15 protein-coding genes and 3 pseudogenes are annotated in these 17,393 nt (G+C 60.9%); 13 read left to right on the forward strand and 5 right to left on the reverse strand.

All coding sequences use genetic code 11. The features are described 5' to 3' along the window. Positions 1-69: 69 nt before the first annotated feature. The 4 genes from ACK28C_RS01725 (at position 70) to ACK28C_RS01740 (ending at position 2,397) form a co-directional block, all read left to right on the forward strand. Positions 70-1,452 carry an MATE family efflux transporter gene (locus tag ACK28C_RS01725; RefSeq protein WP_409152368.1) on the forward strand — a complete coding sequence of 461 codons (1,383 nt, stop codon included), beginning with the start codon at positions 70-72 and terminating at the stop codon, positions 1,450-1,452. Between the two features lie 90 nt (positions 1,453-1,542). Beyond that, a complete protein-coding gene (locus ACK28C_RS01730) occupies positions 1,543-1,767 on the forward strand; it encodes a hypothetical protein (RefSeq protein WP_409152369.1) in 225 nt (74 codons plus the stop codon). A 90-nt stretch (positions 1,768-1,857) separates the two neighbouring features. Further along, positions 1,858-2,082, forward strand: coding sequence for a hypothetical protein (locus ACK28C_RS01735; protein ID WP_409152370.1), 225 nt, complete (start codon positions 1,858-1,860; stop codon positions 2,080-2,082). A 90-nt stretch (positions 2,083-2,172) separates the two neighbouring features. Beyond that, complete coding sequence (locus ACK28C_RS01740) at positions 2,173-2,397, forward strand: hypothetical protein (RefSeq protein WP_409152371.1); 225 nt, start codon at positions 2,173-2,175, stop codon at positions 2,395-2,397. A gap of 94 nt (positions 2,398-2,491) precedes the next feature. Here the strand turns inward: ACK28C_RS01740 and ACK28C_RS01745 are convergent, their stop codons facing one another. Continuing rightward, complete coding sequence (locus ACK28C_RS01745; RefSeq protein ID WP_015555849.1) at positions 2,492-3,748, reverse strand: dicarboxylate/amino acid:cation symporter; 1,257 nt, start codon at positions 3,746-3,748, stop codon at positions 2,492-2,494. Positions 3,749-3,769: 21 nt separating this feature from the next. Continuing rightward, positions 3,770-4,807, reverse strand: coding sequence for a low specificity L-threonine aldolase (locus tag ACK28C_RS01750; protein ID WP_015555848.1), 1,038 nt, complete (start codon positions 4,805-4,807; stop codon positions 3,770-3,772). 184 nt (positions 4,808-4,991) lie between these two features. Here ACK28C_RS01750 and ACK28C_RS01755 point away from each other — a divergent pair, with 184 nt between their 5' ends. The 9 genes and pseudogenes from ACK28C_RS01755 to ACK28C_RS01795 all read left to right on the forward strand — a co-directional run bounded on the left by ACK28C_RS01755 (position 4,992) and on the right by ACK28C_RS01795 (position 12,698). Beyond that, complete coding sequence (locus ACK28C_RS01755) at positions 4,992-5,981, forward strand: LysR family transcriptional regulator (RefSeq protein WP_015555847.1); 990 nt, start codon at positions 4,992-4,994, stop codon at positions 5,979-5,981. A gap of 235 nt (positions 5,982-6,216) precedes the next feature. Further along, positions 6,217-6,432: pseudogene (locus ACK28C_RS01760) on the forward strand (MurR/RpiR family transcriptional regulator); the annotation flags it as partial. Positions 6,433-6,575: 143 nt separating this feature from the next. Beyond that, positions 6,576-6,635: pseudogene (locus ACK28C_RS01765) on the forward strand (hypothetical protein); the annotation flags it as partial. Next, a pseudogene (locus ACK28C_RS01770) lies at positions 6,631-7,074 on the forward strand (MurR/RpiR family transcriptional regulator); the annotation flags it as partial. The pseudogenes ACK28C_RS01765 and ACK28C_RS01770, both read left to right, overlap by 5 nt. A 140-nt stretch (positions 7,075-7,214) precedes the next feature. Beyond that, positions 7,215-8,516: a Na+/H+ antiporter NhaC family protein gene (locus ACK28C_RS01775; protein ID WP_015555845.1), complete on the forward strand. Its 1,302-nt coding sequence runs from the start codon at positions 7,215-7,217 to the stop codon at positions 8,514-8,516. A gap of 38 nt (positions 8,517-8,554) precedes the next feature. Further along, on the forward strand, positions 8,555-9,388 hold the full coding sequence (locus ACK28C_RS01780) for a carbon-nitrogen family hydrolase (RefSeq protein ID WP_015555844.1): 834 nt from the start codon (positions 8,555-8,557) through the stop codon (positions 9,386-9,388). A 111-nt stretch (positions 9,389-9,499) separates the two neighbouring features. Beyond that, on the forward strand, positions 9,500-10,636 hold the full coding sequence (locus ACK28C_RS01785) for a M20 family metallopeptidase (RefSeq protein ID WP_015555843.1): 1,137 nt from the start codon (positions 9,500-9,502) through the stop codon (positions 10,634-10,636). Between the two features lie 42 nt (positions 10,637-10,678). After that, positions 10,679-11,521 (forward strand): serine hydrolase, encoded by an 843-nt coding sequence (locus ACK28C_RS01790; RefSeq protein WP_015555842.1) that lies wholly within the window; start codon positions 10,679-10,681, stop codon positions 11,519-11,521. Between the two features lie 76 nt (positions 11,522-11,597). Further along, on the forward strand, positions 11,598-12,698 hold the full coding sequence (locus tag ACK28C_RS01795; RefSeq protein WP_015555841.1) for a mandelate racemase/muconate lactonizing enzyme family protein: 1,101 nt from the start codon (positions 11,598-11,600) through the stop codon (positions 12,696-12,698). Between the two features lie 728 nt (positions 12,699-13,426). Here ACK28C_RS01795 and ACK28C_RS01800 read toward each other — a convergent pair. The 3 genes from ACK28C_RS01800 to ACK28C_RS01810 form a co-directional block, all read right to left on the reverse strand. Further along, positions 13,427-14,455, reverse strand: a complete 1,029-nt coding sequence (locus ACK28C_RS01800; RefSeq protein ID WP_015555840.1) for a DnaJ domain-containing protein — start codon at positions 14,453-14,455, stop codon at positions 13,427-13,429. A gap of 70 nt (positions 14,456-14,525) precedes the next feature. Next, positions 14,526-16,073, reverse strand: a complete 1,548-nt coding sequence (locus ACK28C_RS01805) for an Hsp70 family protein (protein ID WP_208872489.1) — start codon at positions 16,071-16,073, stop codon at positions 14,526-14,528. Then, positions 16,070-17,392 (reverse strand): MiaB/RimO family radical SAM methylthiotransferase, encoded by a 1,323-nt coding sequence (locus tag ACK28C_RS01810; protein WP_208872488.1) that lies wholly within the window; start codon positions 17,390-17,392, stop codon positions 16,070-16,072. The genes ACK28C_RS01805 and ACK28C_RS01810 overlap by 4 nt, the downstream gene beginning before the upstream one ends. Between the last annotated feature and the right edge of the window lies 1 nt (position 17,393).

Below are 17,393 nucleotides of genomic sequence, written 5' to 3' on the forward strand. Positions count from 1 at the left end.
AGGACCCTGCCCTTGACAGGGGCGGACGCGCGCGGGTATGATTCAAGGGACTATTCAGAAGAACAGCTGGTGGGTTCAGTGATCGACAGAGAATCTCAGAACAGGAAGTACCTGCTCATGACGACGGGTTCCGTGGAGCGGCTCATCGCCGGCATGGCCCTGCCCAGCGTCCTGAGCATCCTCACCACCGCGCTCTACAACACGGCGGACACCTTTTTCGTCTCGCGCATCGACACCCAAGCCACGGCCGCGGTGGGGATCGTCTTTCCCTACATGGCGCTGATTCAGTCCCTGGCCTTCTTCTTCGGGCAGGGAAGCGCCATGTACATGGCCAGGGCGCTGGGCCAAAAGGACGTCCGGAGCGCCGCCGTCGTGGGGGCCGCGGGATTCTTCTCCGCGCTGATCCTGGGGACGGCCATCCTGGCCGCCGGACTCACGTTCATGGACCCCCTGCTGCGCCTCCTGGGCTCCACGGAGACGATCCTGCCCCAGGCCCGCGCCTACCTCCGCTGGATATTGGCGGGCACCCCCTTCATCATGGCGTCGCTCGTGATGAACAACCAGATGCGGTTGCAGGGCAACGCGGCCACGGCCATGATCGGCATCATCTCTGGCGCGGTGCTGAACATCGCGCTGGACCCGCTCCTGATCTTCACCCTGGGCATGGGCACGGAGGGGGCGTCGCTGGCCACGATGCTCTCGCAGTGCGTGGGCTTCACCCTCCTGCTTCGCATGACGGCCCGGCGCGACGGCATCCCCCCGCGGCTCTCGAACTTCCGCCCGACCTGGAGCCAGTACCGCGAGATCATCGCAAGCGGCCTGCCCTCCCTGGGGCGTCAGGGGCTGGGCAGCGTCAGCATCGCCTGCCTGAACCACGCGGCCGGCCCCTACGGGGACGCGGCCATCGCCGCCTTCTCCGTGGTCAACCGCCTCACCATGCTCTCCACGTCCATCGTCATCGGGTTCGGGCACGGCTTTCAACCGGTCTGCGGCTTCAACTTCGGCGCGGGAAAGTTCGACCGCGTGCGGCGTGCCGTCCGCTTCTGCGCCCTGGCCACGACGGGCTACTGTGTCCTGATCGCTGCCCTGGGCCTGGCCTTCGCGCCGGCCGTCGTCGCGCTGTTCCGCCCGGAGGCGGAGCTGGTCCGCATCGGCGCAGGGGCCCTTCGCTTTCAGTGTCTGGCCTACCCGCTGGTGGGCTGCATCGTCACCGCCAACATGTACCTTCAGAACATCCGCAGGACGGCCAGCGCCAGCGTCGTCGCCGCGTCGAGGCAGGGCATCCTGTTCCTGCCCGCCATCCTCATCGGACACCGCTTCTTCGGCCTCACGGGCCTCATGGCCGCCCAGGCCGTCGCGGACGCCCTCACCTTCGCCCTCGCCCTGCCCCTCATGCTCCACGCCCTCAACTCGATGGACCGCTCCGACACACAAAGCCTGGATATCGACTGAAGCCCGCCGCCGCTTCGGGAAGCGCCCCGCGCTTCCCGCGCCCTCAGCCGACCCGCTGTACGCCGCCCGCCTCATAAAAGATCGGCGTGCGTGGGTTCAGCGGTCTGGCCGACCGCCAGCGTCGTCGCTGCGTCGCGGCAGGGCATCCTGTTCCTGCCCGCCATCCTCATCGGACACCGCTTCTTCGGCCTCAGGGGCCTCATGGCCGCTCAGGCCGTCGCGGACGCCCTCACCTTCGCCCTCGCCCTGCCCCTCATGCTCCACGCCCTCAACACGATGGACCGCTCCAACGCACACAGCCTGGACCTCAACTGAAACCCGACGCCGCTTCGGGAAGCGCCCCGCGCTTCCCGCGCCCTCAGCCGACCCGCTGTACGCCGCCCGCCTCATAAAAGATCGGCGTGCGTGGGTTCAGCGGTCTGGCCGACCGCCAGCGTCGTCGCCGCGTCGAGGCAGGGCATCCTGTTCCTGCCCGCCATCCTCATCGGACACCATTTCTTCGGCCTCATGGGCCTCATGGCCGCTCAGGCCGTCGCGGACGCCCTCACCTTCGCCCTCGCCCTGCCCCTCATGCTCCACGCCCTCAACTCGATGGACCGCTCCGACACACAAAGCCTGGATATCGACTGAAGCCCGCCGCCGCTTCGGGAAGCGCCCCGCGCTTCCCGCGCCCTCAGCCGACCCGCTGTACGCCGCCCGCCTCACAAAAGATCGGCGTGCGTGAGTTCAGCGGTCTGGCCGACCGCCAGCGTCGTCGCCGCGTCGAGGCAGGGCATCCTGTTCCTGCCCGCCATCCTCATCGGACACCATTTCTTCGGCCTCATGGGCCTCATGGCCGCTCAGGCCGTCGCGGACGCCCTCACCTTCGCCCTCGCCCTGCCCCTCATGCTCCACGCCCTCAACTCGATGGACCGCTCCGACACACAAAGCCTGGATATCGACTGAAGCCCGCCGCCGCTTCGGGAAGCGCGGGGCGCCTGTTCTCGACGGCAAAACCCTTCGGGACATGGAGCGGCGCAGCCAAAAACTCCGGCAGGGGTCACCTCGATTGAGACGAAGCTCCATCGCCATTTTCAGCCATGGCGTACCTCTCCTCCGCCTTGCCCACAATGACGGTTCCCACCAGGTCGCCCAGGCAATTATTGGTGGTGGTTCCCATGTCAAAAAGACGATAGAACGCTGCGATCACTCCCACAACCTCCAGGGGAAGCCCGGCGGACTGTACCACGACCATCAGCTTCACGATGCCACTTCCAGGGATTCCACCGCCCCCCATCGACAGAATCGTGGAGATGAAGATCACGTTGATCAGCTGAAGCAAGGTCATCTGCTGGCCAATCATCTGACTAATGAACAGAATAACGCAGGCATAGAGCAGCACGGAGCCGTCCGTGTTCATCTGGGAGCCCAGAGGAATCGTGAAGCCGGATATCCGTTCGGGAATGCCGAATTTCTCCTCGGCAACCTTGATGTTCACGGGAATCGTGGCGATGGAGCTGCAGGTTGAGATTGTATACACCCACACCTCGGCACTGTCCCGGATGAAGCGGAGGGGGTTGATGTGGGGCTTGAAGGCCATAAGGAAGCCGCCGTAGACGATGATGACATGCGCCAGACAAGCGGCGTAGTATGTGCCTACCAGCACCGCCATGGAGGTAAAGATGCCCGCGCCGTACTTGCCAAAAGAACTGCCCATCAGGAAGAACACGCCGATGGGGGACACGCTCATGATCATGCCGATCAACGAGAAGATCATGCTGTTGAAGCCGTTGAAGAACTTTCTCATGACCTCCTTGTGCTCCTGATTTGCGATGCGGAGGATGGCGATCCCCAACAGGATGGCGATCACCAGCGTCTGAACGATATTGCCATCGGCGAAGGTCTTGACCATGTTGGTGGAGAACAGCCCCTTGAGGAAGTCCGCCAGGGTGATATCCACGCCGCCCTTGACCTCCTGGGTGGCCAGACCGGCAAAGTCCGCAAACTTTCCAGGTTGCAGGAGCATCGCAACGACAATACCAACAATACAGGCCAGCACCGTGGTAACAACGTAATAGGCGATGATGCGCACGCTGACGCGCCGGAGCGAGGTCAGGCTGTCCTGGGAGACGATGCCCGTCACAATCGTGCAAAGCACCATGGGAACGACGATCATCTTGATGCAATTCAGCCATATATCGCCGAGGAAGCCCAGCTGCACCATCGTTTTACCGTCCACGAGCCCCGCGATGGAGCCCAGGATCATCGCCAGAAAAACCTGAGTTGTCAAGGAAACTTTTTTGCCGCCAACCCTCATAAGAAAAACCTCCCTTGTCCCTTAAAGCTCTCCATCTATTTCCCGAACAATTGCCGCCGCCCGCTCCGCGTCGCTCCGCGTGATGCCCTTATAGAACACAAGTCTCACGAAACTCCCTATGATCGGGCGAATCAGGAGCCCCCTTTCCTTTGCGCGGGCGCAGAATTCCTGAGGCGTAATCCCAGCCCCTTCCATGTCCAGCATCATGATGTTGGTCTGCACGTTCTGCTGTGCTTTGACCTTTTTCAGGTCCTTCAACAGTGAGGCGCAGAACTGCGCGTTCTCGTTATCCTCCCTGAGACGCTCCACATTATGCTTGAGGGCGTAGATCGCCGGGGCCGCGATAATACCCGCCTGACGCATGGCTCCGCCCAGCAGTTTGCGCATCTCCTTCGCCTCGGAGATAAACTTCCTTGTGCCACACAACAGGGAACCCACCGGCGCCCCAAGGCCCTTGGATACGCAGAACATCAGGGAATCGACGTACCGTGCGATCTCCTTCACCGTCGTCCCCAGGAAGGCCGCTGCATTGAACACCCGCGCCCCGTCCATGTGTACGGGGACCCCGTACCGATCCGCCAGACTGCGAATCTCCGCCATGCGTTTCAGGTCGATGCAGGCGCCCCCCGTGTAGTTGTGGGTGTTCTCAATGCAGATCAACTTCACCGGACCGTTCTTCAGTTCCTCCTCCATGCTCGCCGTATTCGGCATCAGCGACGCATCGGAGCGATACGTCACCTTCTTCAGCTGGCCGAACCGCGGAGTGAAGGCCGTCTTCTCGCTGCGGTCGAGGTGTTGCAGTTCGTCAATCAACACCGTGTCACCGGGGCGGCACCACGTCAACAACGCCGCCTGGTTTCCCATCGTCCCGGACGCGCAGAGCAGCCCAGCCTCCTTGCCCGACACTTCGGCCGCCATGTCCTCCAGCTCGTTGACGGCAAGGTCCTCGCCACGCCCCTCTGCGTCGAGGCGCCCATCGTCCCCAAGCCGCGCCGTGAGGATCGTCCGAAGCATCGGTTCATCTGGAAGGGTGAGGGTATCGCTTCTCAAATCGATCATGCGTCAACCGCTCCTTTACTGTGTCTGTGTGTATGCCACGTTGTCTATCAAAGAGAACTTGTACAGAGCGAAAGGGCTCTCACAACACATTAAACCGCATTTCCGCGATATAATCTAATATAGATTTAAAAATATCTATATTTACTTTTGTAAATGACAAGACATTAGCGGAGGCAGGTCAGGCATGTTTCACTACGCGAATTACATCTACGCCGTATACCGCGAGCGAAGCTTCAGCAAGGCTGCGGACAAGCTCTTCATCACGCAGCCTGCACTGAGCATCATGATCCGGAAGGCGGAGGAAGAGCTTGGGCTTCCGATCTTCGACCGCTCTCACAACCCTATAGGCTTGACGCCCTTTGGCGTGGAGTACGTTCAAGCACTGAAGGAGATTCATGCCATCGAGCAACGCCTCAGGGAATTGATCGAGCAGACGCGCACGTTGCAACGAGGTCACCTGTCCATCGGCAGCAGCAACCTTTGCGTGGATTACTTCGTCACCCGGCATTTGGTTCAGTTTCATCGGCAGTACCCAAACGTTGACCTCACTGTACGGAACCTCAACACTCTGGATGCAAAGCATCTGCTGGACTTGGGCGAGCTGGATTTCGTCATCACAAACCGTCCCTATGACGATAAAAAGTACGTGCAGAAGGTCTGCTTTCGAGAGTGTCTGATCCTTGTCGTCCCCTCGGATTTTGAAGTAAACAAGGGCCTTGAAGCCCATTGTCTCGCACCAGAGGAGCTGGGCGACACCGTGTTCTCTTTGCCGGGGAGGCGCACCGTGAGTTTGAGCCTCTTCGCTCAGGTGCCCTTCATCCTCCTCAGCAGCCAGAATTACCTGCGGCAGTACACGGATTTTCTATTCCGTGAGAGAAATATCTCCCCAACCATTCTCCTCGAACTGGAGCAATCGGCCACATCCTACAACTTCGCGAACCTCGGCATGGGGGCAACCATCCTGAGCAATCGTCTGATTCAGAACAATGCAGATACAACAAAACTTTGTTTTTACAAGATCGACAGCGATCACGCTGACCGCGACACCTTCCTCAGTTTCCGGCGCGGCGTATACTTCTCGGATGCGATGCGGCGATTCGCGGAGTTGTTTCTGGAGGCCCATTCAGTTGTCGACGACGAATCCATGGAGAATTTGTCCTCAACAGACCGTTGAGTGGATTGCGCAAGACGACGTCTTCCAGAGAACGCGTTTTTTTTGAAGGAGGACTATAACGCCCTCCAGCTCGCCCAGTTCCGAGGTCTTAACGTCATCCCCTGCGCCTTATATTTTTGAAGGGGGATTGAACGATATAAAAAATTTACTTTCATTTTTCCATAAAATATGGTAATATATTTTCACACATCGTACTGAGACTGATAAAAGAGACTGGTGAAGCGCCATGAATGAAATGAAGGATGTAGCTTCGAAGATACGCGGTCTGTACGACACGTTTTCCAAAGGGCATCAAAGTCTGGCTGAGTTCATACTAAACAACCCACAGGAGAGCGCTTTCCTCTCCATAAGCGCATTGAGCGACAAGACGGGAATAAGCGCGCCCACGATCACGCGCTTTGTACACAAGCTGGGCTTCGACGGATACGCTACGTTTCAGCGCGAACTGTACGAGGCTCAGGCACAGATAATGCCCTTCAGCCAACTGAAGTCGCTGCTTCGCAACTCCGCGGGGTCTTCCCCTGAGACAGCGACCGGGAAGGGGGCGCTCTTTCTTGGAATTGAAGCGAACCTGCGACTGATGGAGGCGCTGTATACGCCACAACTTCAGGAGGCCTTTACGCGTACTCTAGGCATCATACAAAACGCCCATAAAATTTACATCGCGGGGCAGAGGTCGTCCTTCTCCATCGCGCACTACTTGTCGTTCATGCTTCAACGTATATACAGCAACGTCGTCCCACTCAATGCAACGGCGAGCGCACTCCCGTCGGAACTAAGCGACGTGCGTGAGGACGACTGTCTCGTCGCAATATCATACTCGCGTTACACAAAAGCCACATACAACGTTGTTTCATATTTTCACCGACTTGGATGCAAAATCGCCGCGATAACCGATTCTCCGACCTCGCCGATCGCTTTGAAGGCCTCCGAAGTCATGATCGCTCCAAACGGTGAGTATTTTTCGCCCGTGTGCGCCATGACGTTGTGCAACTGCCTGATAGCCGCGTTGGGATCCCTCGACGTTCAAAGAACGCTTGAACGCATGGAACTTCAGGACAACATTGCCATAGAGCACGATATCTATCTTTAAGGGAACGCTGGTTAAATTTGGTATTCACTTAAAAGGTTTGGGCTTCACCCCCGCGGGATGGGCCGGCCGCCCGTTGGGGAAATGCGGTAAGGTAAATGGATTCAACATTACGGTGCAGGTCTTGCAAAGGGGGAAACGACATGATTTTCAACCTGAATCCACTGTGGGGGTTCCTTCCGCTGTTGCTCTACATTATTCTGATGCTCATGGGCAAGGACATGAACGTATCCGTCCTGTTGTGCGTTATCCTCGGTGCAGTGCTCAATGGAGAATCCATCATGGGATTCGCCAACACAATCAAGAACTCGCTGGGATCTTTTTGTGCCATGATAGGCTTCATCATCGTGCTTGGTTCGGGCCTGGCTGAGGTCCTGTCACGCACCAGGGTAGCGCACAACCTCGTGTATACCGTTGTGAGCCGCTTCAAGCTCAAGAACAAAAAGATGGCCATCCTCATCTCCATGGCGACCTCGACGCTCATGGTGTCGCTTCTGGGAACGCTTGCCGGTTCCAACGCCATCATCGCCCCCATACTTATTCCCATTGTCGCCAGCGTTGGCCTGACGCCATCCACCCTCGGCGTCATCCTTCATGGCGCCGGCGCCACAGGCCTTTACATCGGGCCATTCGTTCCCCCGGTCGTCACCATCATGGGGTTGACGAAGATAACGTACGGTTCGTTTATGATGAACGCCGGTATTCCGCTCGCGATCATCGTCTGGGGTTCGACGTTTTTCATGGCCTGTTGGACACAGAGAAGGACCGAGGGCAAAGAGACATACGCCGAGACGGATAAGGAGGCTACAAGTTTCGTTCCCGACGAGAGGTGCAAGCGTGCCACGTGGGTGTTCCTCATCGTCATGGCCATCATGATCGTTTATGGCCTGTACATAGGCGCGGGCGCCAGCTACGCGATCCTGGTCATGATGGCAGCGTCCATCATCGTCGGCATGGTGGGCGGGCTGTCGCTCAAGGACTCCCTCACCACCATGATAACGGGCGGCTCAAAGATGTTCTGGATGTTCTTCATGTTCGTGCTGTTCGATCCATTTCTCAACTACGTCAGCGCTTCCGGCGCTTTCAACGCAGTGGCAGAGCTTATGAAGCCGCTCATTGACGTCGGCGGGAAGGTTGCTTTCTTAATGCTCAGCGCAGCCGTCGGCGTGTTCGGAATCTCCGGAACCGGAGTTGCCCAGGCACAGATCACACACGAACTGTTTCTGCCGATGGTCAACTCCATGAATATCGAAATGGCCATATGGTCTCTTATTGTGCTTGTTGCCTGCCAGATCACCTTCTTCGTAACGCCGACGGTCGATATGGTCGGACAGATGGGACTTGCGCGCTCAAAGAACATCAAGGCGATGCTCGCCAACGGATGGGTGCTCACAATCATCACGTTCGGATACGTTCTCGTTCGCGCCATCCTTTACACGATGTAATCAATAAGCCGACATGCCCTTACCAGGAGGTGTACTCCATGACAAATTTTGCGCTGCTCCAAACGGACATAGAGTTCTGTAATCCAGAGGCCAACTTCAGTCATGTTCGCTCAATGTTCGCTGAAGCCATGAAGAAGACGCCGCGTCCTGACGTCGTAGTGCTGCCGGAGGACTGGGCCAGCGGCTTCTCCGACGAGATGTTTCGCCACATGGAGAAGTACGCAGAACCGGAAGATGGCCCTACTGTCACAATGTGCAAGGGGTTGGCCAGGGAATACAAGGTCTGGCTCGTTGCCGGCTCGGCAAGCATCCTGCACAGGGATGGCAAGATGCGCAACACCACGTACCTCATCGACCGCGAAGGCGAGATCGTCGGCGATTACAGCAAGATGCACCTTTACAGCGACATGGATGAGGACGTCCCCTTCGAGCACGGAGACAAGATCGAGGTTTACGACACAGAACTTGGCCGCCTTGGAATGATGATATGCTATGACATACGCTTCTGCGAATTGTCGCGCACATACGCGCTCAAGAAAGCCGATGTGCTTGTCGTGGCGTCCGATTTTCCCAATCCACGCGTCAACCACTGGCGCACGCTTCTCATGGCTCGTGCCATTGAGAATCAAATGTTCGTCGTGGCGTGCAACCGCGTAGGGTCGAGCCCGATGGGGACGTACTGCGGACACTCCATCATCATCGACCCATGGGGAGACGTCATCGCTGAGGGCAGCGACGGAGAAGAGATCGTCACAGGGTCCATCGACTACACGAAGACGCGTGAGGTGCGCGACCTCATCCACATGTTCCGCGACCGCCAGCCCCACCTGTACGGCGACACCCTGTTAAGGCCACAGGCTCAACTTCCGTAGAAGAAGGGGCAAAACTTCCATAGTCAACGGCCGTTATGGTGCGGATGGCTGTTCCTTCAGGTCACGGCAGCCATCCGCTTATCTCAAAGCCACGTAAGGGGCGGACTGAACATGAAAACCGACGTCTCCAAGTACCTTACCCTGCGACGCGACATCCATCGCCACCCGGAGCTCAGCAATCATGAGGTGGAGACAACGCGCCGTATCAGGGAATTTCTGGCTCTCGACGGGCTGGAACTTCGTCCGATAGGCGGCCTGAACGGTGGGTTTGTGAACGTCAACACGGGCATGGAAAAAACGCTCTGCATGAGGGCCGATATTGACGCACTGCCGCTACACGAGGAGACGGGCGTATCCTTCGCCTCCGAGAACAACGGCGTAATGCATGCGTGCGGACACGACATGCACACAGCCATAGCCGCTGCCATCGCGTGCGAACTCCACAAGGTCAGGGAGCTGCTGAAGTGCAATATCGTCGTCCTGTTTCAACCGGCAGAGGAGAACAACCCGGATGGTGGCGCAAAACCGGTCGTCGAAGCGGGGTTCCTTGAAGATCAACACGTCGATGAGGTCTACGGACTTCACATGTGGCCACAGCTACCCGTCGGCGACATAGAGGTGTGCCCTGGCCCCATCATGGCAGCCTCCGACAGATTCAGCGTCAGAATAACAGGTCGTACAGCCCACGCCGCCGAGCCGCACCTCGGAGTGGACGCGATCGCAATAGGCATGGACATCTACTGCGCACTCGTGCAGAAACTTCGTCGGGAGGTAAGCCCCTGCGACTCTATGACGATCTCGATCGGATCGTTCAAAACCAGCGGCCGCTACAACATTATATGCCCTGAAGCCGTGCTCGAAGGGACGATACGTACCACGTCGGACGGCACGCGCGCCTTTCTCCCAAAAAGAATCGCCGAGCTTTCGTCCACCATAGCCTCATCTTACGGCGGTAGTGCCGATACAAATGTAAATAGAGGCTATGGTATCGTAGTCAACGACGTCGATTTGTTCAGGCGTTTCTCCACTTGCGCAGTGAAGACGCTCGGGCCGGAACACGTCCACACCAATATACGCCCAAGCCTTATCGCCGAGGACTTTTACTATTACGGCAAACGTGTCCCGTCGCTTTACTTTCACCTCGGCTGTCAGTCCGAGTATTCGCTCCACAGCAATCGCTTCCTCCCGAAAGAAGAAGCGCTGACGGTTGCCGTCGATCTCATGACGGACTATTTCCTATCTCAGTAAGAATGTTACTTCTAGAAGAATTTTGAAAGGAGGCTATCCCGCATGGCGGACAATACCGTCAGAAAAATTCCGTGTCGAGAAATTTACGAACGCATCGCAAAACTGGACGCATTCACGGGACTGTACGTCGAAGCCATAGAATCCGGGGAGGTTGTGGAGATCAATCCCAACCGCGCACTGTGCTCGGCCAGCATCATCAAACTGCCCATCCTGGCGCTTGCGCTTAAAGACGTCGGGGAAGGCAGGCTGGATTGGAAGAAGACGTATCAAATTGCCTCCGCAAACAGGGTCGGGGGCACAGGCGTCCTGCGGGAGCTCGACGAAATTCGGGAGGCCTCGCTTGAAAAGCTGGCTTTCCTGATGATTGCGTTAAGCGATAATATCGCAGCAAATCAGGTCATTGACCTCATCAGCATGGACAGGATAACGCCGTTCTGCCGCAGCCTTGGCTACACGAACACGCGCTGCGAACGCAAACAGCTGGATATGCAGGCCATCAGAGAAGGTCGCAACAATTACACAAGCGCAGGGGATGCCGGCAGGATGCTTTCGGCCGTGGCGCGAGGGGAGCTGGTCAATCCGGTCGCTTCAAGGCTCATCCACAGCATCATGTCAAGGCAGATGTGCCGCAACAAACTCCCAGCCAAGATACCGGCTATCGCATACTGGGCGGTGCAAGATGGCATGACTCTCCCCGCCGGTTCCGTGCTGGCTGCGAACAAGACTGGCGAACTTTTGGACGTCCAGCACGACGCCGGCATCTTCACGCTGCCGGACGGTCGGCGCTACGTCATCGCCATGCTCACCGGCGAGGTCAAAGACGCGAATGACGCCGTTAACGCGATTGCCGACGTATCCAGAATAGTCTACGACGCCATGAAATAGAAAGCCGCCGACTTCCATTGCAAGGGAACAACATGCCCCTCTTTGACATAACTCATTCTGCGAGGAGATGGAAAACATGAGCAAAATCAAGAACGTCAAGGTGAAGGTCGTCAAAGTGCCTCTCAAAACGACTTGGCAGACGTCCCTTTATGCGACCAGCACACGCGCGCACTGCGTTGTCAAAATAGAGACCGAGGACGGCATCGATGGATACGGCGAGGCATCGCCAGCCGCAGCCTTCATGGGTGAAACGGCCTACACAATGGAGGTCATTATCGCAAAGTACTTCAAGCCGATGCTCATAGGCAAGAGCGTGCTGGATATCTCCGGCATAAACGATACGATGGATCGAATTTTCTCCGGCAACACGTCCGCGAAAGCAGCGATCGATATCGCGTTGCACGACGCAGCCGGAAAGGCTCTGAAAGTCCCAGTTTACGTGCTATTAGGCGGCAAGTGCAGGGATAGTTTTGATCTTGCATGGTCCATGGGTTTTAAAGAATTTGACAAGTCAGTTGACGAGGCACGGGAGTACGTAAAAAAGGGCTTCAAGGTGATGAAACTGAAGGTGGGGAAGGGCGTGGAAGAAGATGCCAAACTCGTCGGCAGACTCCGCGAAACGTTCGGCCCCAATGTGCCGATCCGCCTTGACGCCAATCAGGGATTCACGCCAGGCGATGCGATTGCGTTGATGCACCGCGTGGTTGAATTCAATCCGGAATGTTTTGAGCAACCCGTGCCGAAGTGGAATTACGAGGGAATGCGCCACGTACGCGAGCACTCGTGCGGCGTGAGAATCATGGCCGACGAATCCATTTCGTCACTTCATGACGTGATGAACGTCATCAAGAACGGTTGTGCGGATTTTTTCAACATCAAGGTCGGTAAGGTCGGTGGATTGTATCGCGCGTGCCAAGTCGCCGCAGCAGTGGAGGCAGCGGGATTTCAGGCGGCGGCGGGGAGCAATCTTGAACTCGGCATCGGCGAGGCGGCCAGCGCCCACTTCATCACCAGCCAACCCGCGGTGTGCCTGCCCAGCGACGCGTTCTGCGGAACGGGACTCCATACCGAAAACCTCATAAAAACCCCGCTTGCCATGACGCCACAGGGTACGTTCTCATGCAATAACGCACCAGGATTGGGCGTCGAGGTTGATGAGAACATCTTTGAAAAATAAACGACATGGCTTTGCCAATCGAAGGGCTGGATACTGTCACCCCGTGGCAGGCAGGTCTTTTGGTGATACCTGGGTATGAAGCAGGAGCGAGTGGCATTGTCCCAAAATCCACGGGAAAAGTTTTTAATACCAATTCGCGTTTAATATGGATTGCCTCCCCTGAAAGGGGAGGTGCCGCCAAGGGCGGCGGAGGGGTTCAGCCAGACGACACGACTTACGGACGCCGACAGGCGGCCGGCGTCGTGTCGGTCGGCTGAGGGCGAAGGAAGTCCGGGGGACTTCCGCAGCTCGGCCAGACGACGCAACTTACGGACGCCGACAGGCGGCCGGCGTCGTGTCGGTCGGCTGAGGGCGAAGGAAGTCCGGGGGACTTCCGCAGCTCGGCCAGACGACGCAACTTACGGACGCCGACAGGCGGCCGGCGTCGTGTCGGTCGGCTGAGGGCGAAGGAAGTCCGGGGGACTTCCGCAGCTCGGCCAGACGACGCAACTTATGCAATCGCGTCAGCGATTGCAGCGCTGCGTTGGTCGGCTGTGCCGAAGCAAGGCAATGGATTGCCTTGTGGAGGCGTTGGCGGGGAATGTCAGACAGGCGCGTCTTAGGAAAAACACTCGCCGCCCCTCCCCCACTTCGGGGCAGCCCCCCTTGCAGGAGGGCCTTTCTTTCCCTTCTTTAAACGCGAATTGGCCTCAGCGCTTCACAGCCCCGTCCCGGCGTTCCACGCAGAATTAAACTCCCCCCTGAGCCAGGAGGACGCGGCACCACACCCGCACCGCAGGGGCCGGGTGTTCCAGAAGCTCCTCCAATCGCCCCCTGAAGTGGGGCACGGCATGAGGGAAACGCTGCTTCATGGCGGAGAGGAGCGGCACCAGCACCTGCGCGTCCTCCGAGCCCAGCAGGCGGCGCAGCGCCGCATCCGAGGGGGCGCTGTCGTCGGGCCAATAGCGCAGGATCGCGGCGACGCAGTCGGGCCGGACCGAGACGAGGTAACGCTCCATCAAGATCGGGTCCGGCGAGACGTCCCGGCTGCGCAGTGCCAGCAGGCTCATGACCAGCGAGTTTGGGAACTGGTCCGCGCGGGAGGCGACGTCCGCGGCAAGGCGGCGCAGGACCCCGGCCTCCATGGGCAGGGCGCCCACCAACCGGGCCGTCTTCTCGTCCACATCCCACCGACACAAGAGGTCCGACACCGCCTGACGAACCTCGGCACGGTTGATCAACGTCCCCACGCGCCCCAGCGCGAGGCGCCGCACCTCGGCAACGGAGGAGCCGAGGCGCGACAGGACGTCGTTCAGCTGCGCGGCGTCGGCGCTCTTCGACATCCGCTCAAGCCGCCGGCTCAGGCTGCGGTCGTACTGTTCCAGCACGCGATCCACCCGCTCGCTGCGCTCCTCCGCCTGGCGCCGCTCCTCCTCCCGCTCGGCCCGGCGGGCCTCCTCGGCCTCCTGCCGCGCCCGGTCACGGCGGCGGCGATACCAGTCCAGGAACGTGGAGGTGCGGCGCTTGACAAGAGAACGCTGCTGTCGCCAGCCCGCACCGGACAGCTGCCTCAGCTCGTCCGGCGCAAGGCCCTTCAGGAGGGAGTAGGCGCCCGCAATCTGCTGAAAGCGCAGCGCCCCTCCCTGCCCCACCACGTCGGGATGACAGGTCAGAGCAAGGCGGCGGAACGCGGAACGCACGTCCGCCTCCGTCGCCCCCGGCTCCAGCCCAAGGGCCCTCAGGCTGGCCTTGACCTCCCCGAAAAGGTTCATCTCCATCGCAACCAACGACCTCGCTCCGTCAGAAGCTCGACACAACGTGAAACAGGACGCCGCAGCGTCCTACGGGTCAGGATACCGCCCGCTTCAGGTCCTTCACCAGGCCCTCCAGAAGCCCCATCACCTCGGGGTCGGAGGGCGCCCCCTCGGCGCGCCGAAACAAGAGGTGCAGCCGGGCCCGCTGGCTGTCCGACAGCAGCGTCTCGAGGCTGACCAGGGAGAGCTTGAGCTCGCGCAGGCGGCGGTCGTTCTCCGCCTCCGGGCTGCGGCCGGCCTGCGTTCCCTCCAGGACCAGCGGTATGGGCACGCACTCCCCCGTCCCGCGCGTCAGGGATGCCGTGAAGCGGCCCGACGCCGAGAGGAGGCAGGCAAGGCGAAGCTCCTCCCCCGCATCGACCTCCAGGTCCAGTGAGCCCAGGCGAACGCTCTCGTCCCGCAGCTCGTTTCGGGACTGGCGGATCTCGAGCGTCGCGCGCCCCGTCCGCGCCGCCTCCAGGACGACCTCCGCGTGGGCCGGCAGCACCGACTCCGATGGGATGAGCGTCAGCGTCTGCCCGCACCAGAGCGCGTTCAGGTCCCCGGAGAGCGCGTCCAGCAGAAGCCGCTCCCGCCCCGACGCCGTGTAGAGCGCCGCGCCGCGCGCCACCGCGTCCTCCGCGCTGAGGCTGAGCCGCTCCGGCAGCGCCACCTCCCGCTCCAGGATCTCCTGCAGGAGGGGAATGCGGCTCGACCCCCCCACCAGCAGCAGGTGCTCCGGCCCATAGCGGTCCCACAGGCGGCGCACCGTGTGGATCAGGCGCCGGATGGAGAAGCGCATCAGGCGCTCCATATCCTCGCGATAGACGGTGAGCTCAGGCGGCGCCCATCCCCCCAGGGCGAGGGGCGTCCAGTGGACGGACCAGCAGTCGGACAGGGCGATCTTGATCCTCTCCGCCTCCTGGAGCAGCAGCTGCCAGCGCACGTCCCCGGCGTCGAACTTGTCCAGCAGGAGGCTTTCGCGCAGCCACTCCGCCAGGGCCACGTCAAACTCATAGCCCCCGACGGTGTCCGTGCCGACGCTCTCCAGCACCTGCCACACGCCCCCCTCGCTCTCCACCGCGGAGATGTCCGTCGTGCCGGCCCCGAAGTCCAGCACCAGAAACCGCCCCTGGCGCCCAAAGGCGAGGGCCGCGGCCGTCGGCTCCGACACGATGCGCGCGTCAAGCCCCGCGGCGCTTGCCGCACGGATCACGGCCTCTCGCTGGGGCAGGGTGAAGCAGGCGGGCACGGTCAACACGCAGGAGGACACGAAGGACTTGAGGCACACCTCCGCGTCCTCGCGCAGCGCCTCCAGCAGGGGGACCAGGAGGTCCTGAGCCGCGCGCGGGCGTCCGTCGGGGAAGGCCCGGAAGGAGGTCCCCACCTTACGCTTCAGGTCCCACCAGACGCTGCCGCCCCGAAGCCCCAGGCGCACCGCGTCCTCGCCCACGACCCACGCCCCGTCCTCCCAGCCGACGACGGAGTGGGTCGTCGTCGTCCCCCAGCGGTTGGGGATGAGCCTGACGGCGCCGTCCTCGTCCAGGAACGCAACCAGAGCGTTGCGCGTCCCCAGGTCGATTCCGATCGCGGGCGAACTCATGCGAGACATCCCTCGAGCTTTCCCCCCTCCTCAAAGCGCACCGCCACGCGCACCGTCCGGCCTGGCAGGGCACCGCCCTCCCAGGCCGCCTCCAGAAACTGCGGGGTGTAGCCCGCTCCATCCCCCTCCGCCAGGACCTCCAGCGTCCGGCCGACGAAACGCCGTGCGTATCGGCTCAGAAGCTCCATCCCCACCGCAGCGGCCTCCGCGGCACGCTCCGCCCGCACGGAGGGCTCCACCCTTCCGGGCAGGGAGGCCGCCAGCGTGCCGCGCCGCTCGGAGTAGGGGAACACGTGGACCCGCCCCATCCCCACGCGGCGCATCAGGGCCGTCGTTCCGTGGAAGGCCGCGTCGTCCTCCCCAGGGAACCCCACCAGAACGTCGCTTGAGATGTGCAGGTCCGTTCCCAGCCGGCTGCGGGCCGCCTCACAGACGCGGGCGAAATCGTCCGCCGTGTAGCCCCGGCGCATCAGGGACAACACCCCGTCGTCCCCGCTCTGGAGCGGCAGGTGCAGGTGCGGACAGAAGATGGGGCTGTCCGCCAGCGCGTCCAGCAGGGCGCCGTCCAGCGAAAAGGGCTCGAGGGACCCCAGCCGAAGCCGGTCCAGGGCCCCGCACTCCGACACGGCGCGCACCAGCTCAGCCAGGGAGGACCCCCTGTCCCGGCCGTACATGCCGAGGTGGATTCCCGTCAGTACCGCCTCGCGACACCCCCCCTCGGAGACGCGGCGCACCTCCGCCAGGACGTCCGCCAGAGGACGGCTCACCGACCGGCCCCGCAGAAAGGGGATGACGCAGTAGGTGCAGAAGTGGTCGCAGCCCTCCTGGACCTTGATGAAGGCGCGGGAGTGCAGCCGGGGAGCCCCCATGGGGAGCTCCTCCCAGGAACGGTCCGCGCCGAGGTCCGCCCGCAGGTCGCAAAAGGCGCGGCCCTGCCGGAGCGCGGCGTCGAGGGCCTCGGCCAGCAGGGACTTTCGGCGGTTCCCCACCAGAAGGTCAACCCCCAGCCCCCGCGCTGCCTCCGCCTCGACGCCCTGGGCCCAGCAGCCGCACACGGCCACGACGCCCTCCTCCCCCACCGCGCGGCGGGCGCGGCGCACCAGCTGACGGCACTTGCGGTCCGCCTCCGCCGTCACGGAACAGCTGACGAGGACGGCCGCCCGCGCCCCCTCCGGCTCGCGGCGCACCAAGGCGCCCCTGGCCTCCAGGTCCCCGGCCAGAAAGTCGCCCTCGCACAGGTTGGACCGGCACCCCAGCACGTGAAGCCACACCGGGACGCCCCGCAGCCCAAGGGACCCAGGCCCCTCCTTTTCAGTCACG

This window comes from Fretibacterium fastidiosum, from assembly GCF_964642095.1.
Taxonomy (GTDB): domain Bacteria; phylum Synergistota; class Synergistia; order Synergistales; family Aminobacteriaceae; genus Fretibacterium; species Fretibacterium fastidiosum.

Bases quoted from the DNA above. Each gene is read 5' to 3' on its own strand.
- ACK28C_RS01750 (WP_015555848.1), bottom strand. From the start codon at position 4,807: ATGATCGATTTGAGAAGCGATACCCTCACCCTTCCAGATGAACCGATG.
- ACK28C_RS01745 (WP_015555849.1), bottom strand. From the start codon at position 3,748: ATGAGGGTTGGCGGCAAAAAAGTTTCCTTGACAACTCAGGTTTTTCTG.
- ACK28C_RS01775 (WP_015555845.1), top strand. From the start codon at position 7,215: ATGATTTTCAACCTGAATCCACTGTGGGGGTTCCTTCCGCTGTTGCTC.
- ACK28C_RS01790 (WP_015555842.1), top strand. From the start codon at position 10,679: ATGGCGGACAATACCGTCAGAAAAATTCCGTGTCGAGAAATTTACGAA.
- ACK28C_RS01785 (WP_015555843.1), top strand. From the start codon at position 9,500: ATGAAAACCGACGTCTCCAAGTACCTTACCCTGCGACGCGACATCCAT.
- ACK28C_RS01795 (WP_015555841.1), top strand. From the start codon at position 11,598: ATGAGCAAAATCAAGAACGTCAAGGTGAAGGTCGTCAAAGTGCCTCTC.
- ACK28C_RS01780 (WP_015555844.1), top strand. From the start codon at position 8,555: ATGACAAATTTTGCGCTGCTCCAAACGGACATAGAGTTCTGTAATCCA.
- ACK28C_RS01805 (WP_208872489.1), bottom strand. From the start codon at position 16,073: ATGAGTTCGCCCGCGATCGGAATCGACCTGGGGACGCGCAACGCTCTG.
- ACK28C_RS01755 (WP_015555847.1), top strand. From the start codon at position 4,992: ATGTTTCACTACGCGAATTACATCTACGCCGTATACCGCGAGCGAAGC.
- ACK28C_RS01800 (WP_015555840.1), bottom strand. From the start codon at position 14,455: ATGGAGATGAACCTTTTCGGGGAGGTCAAGGCCAGCCTGAGGGCCCTT.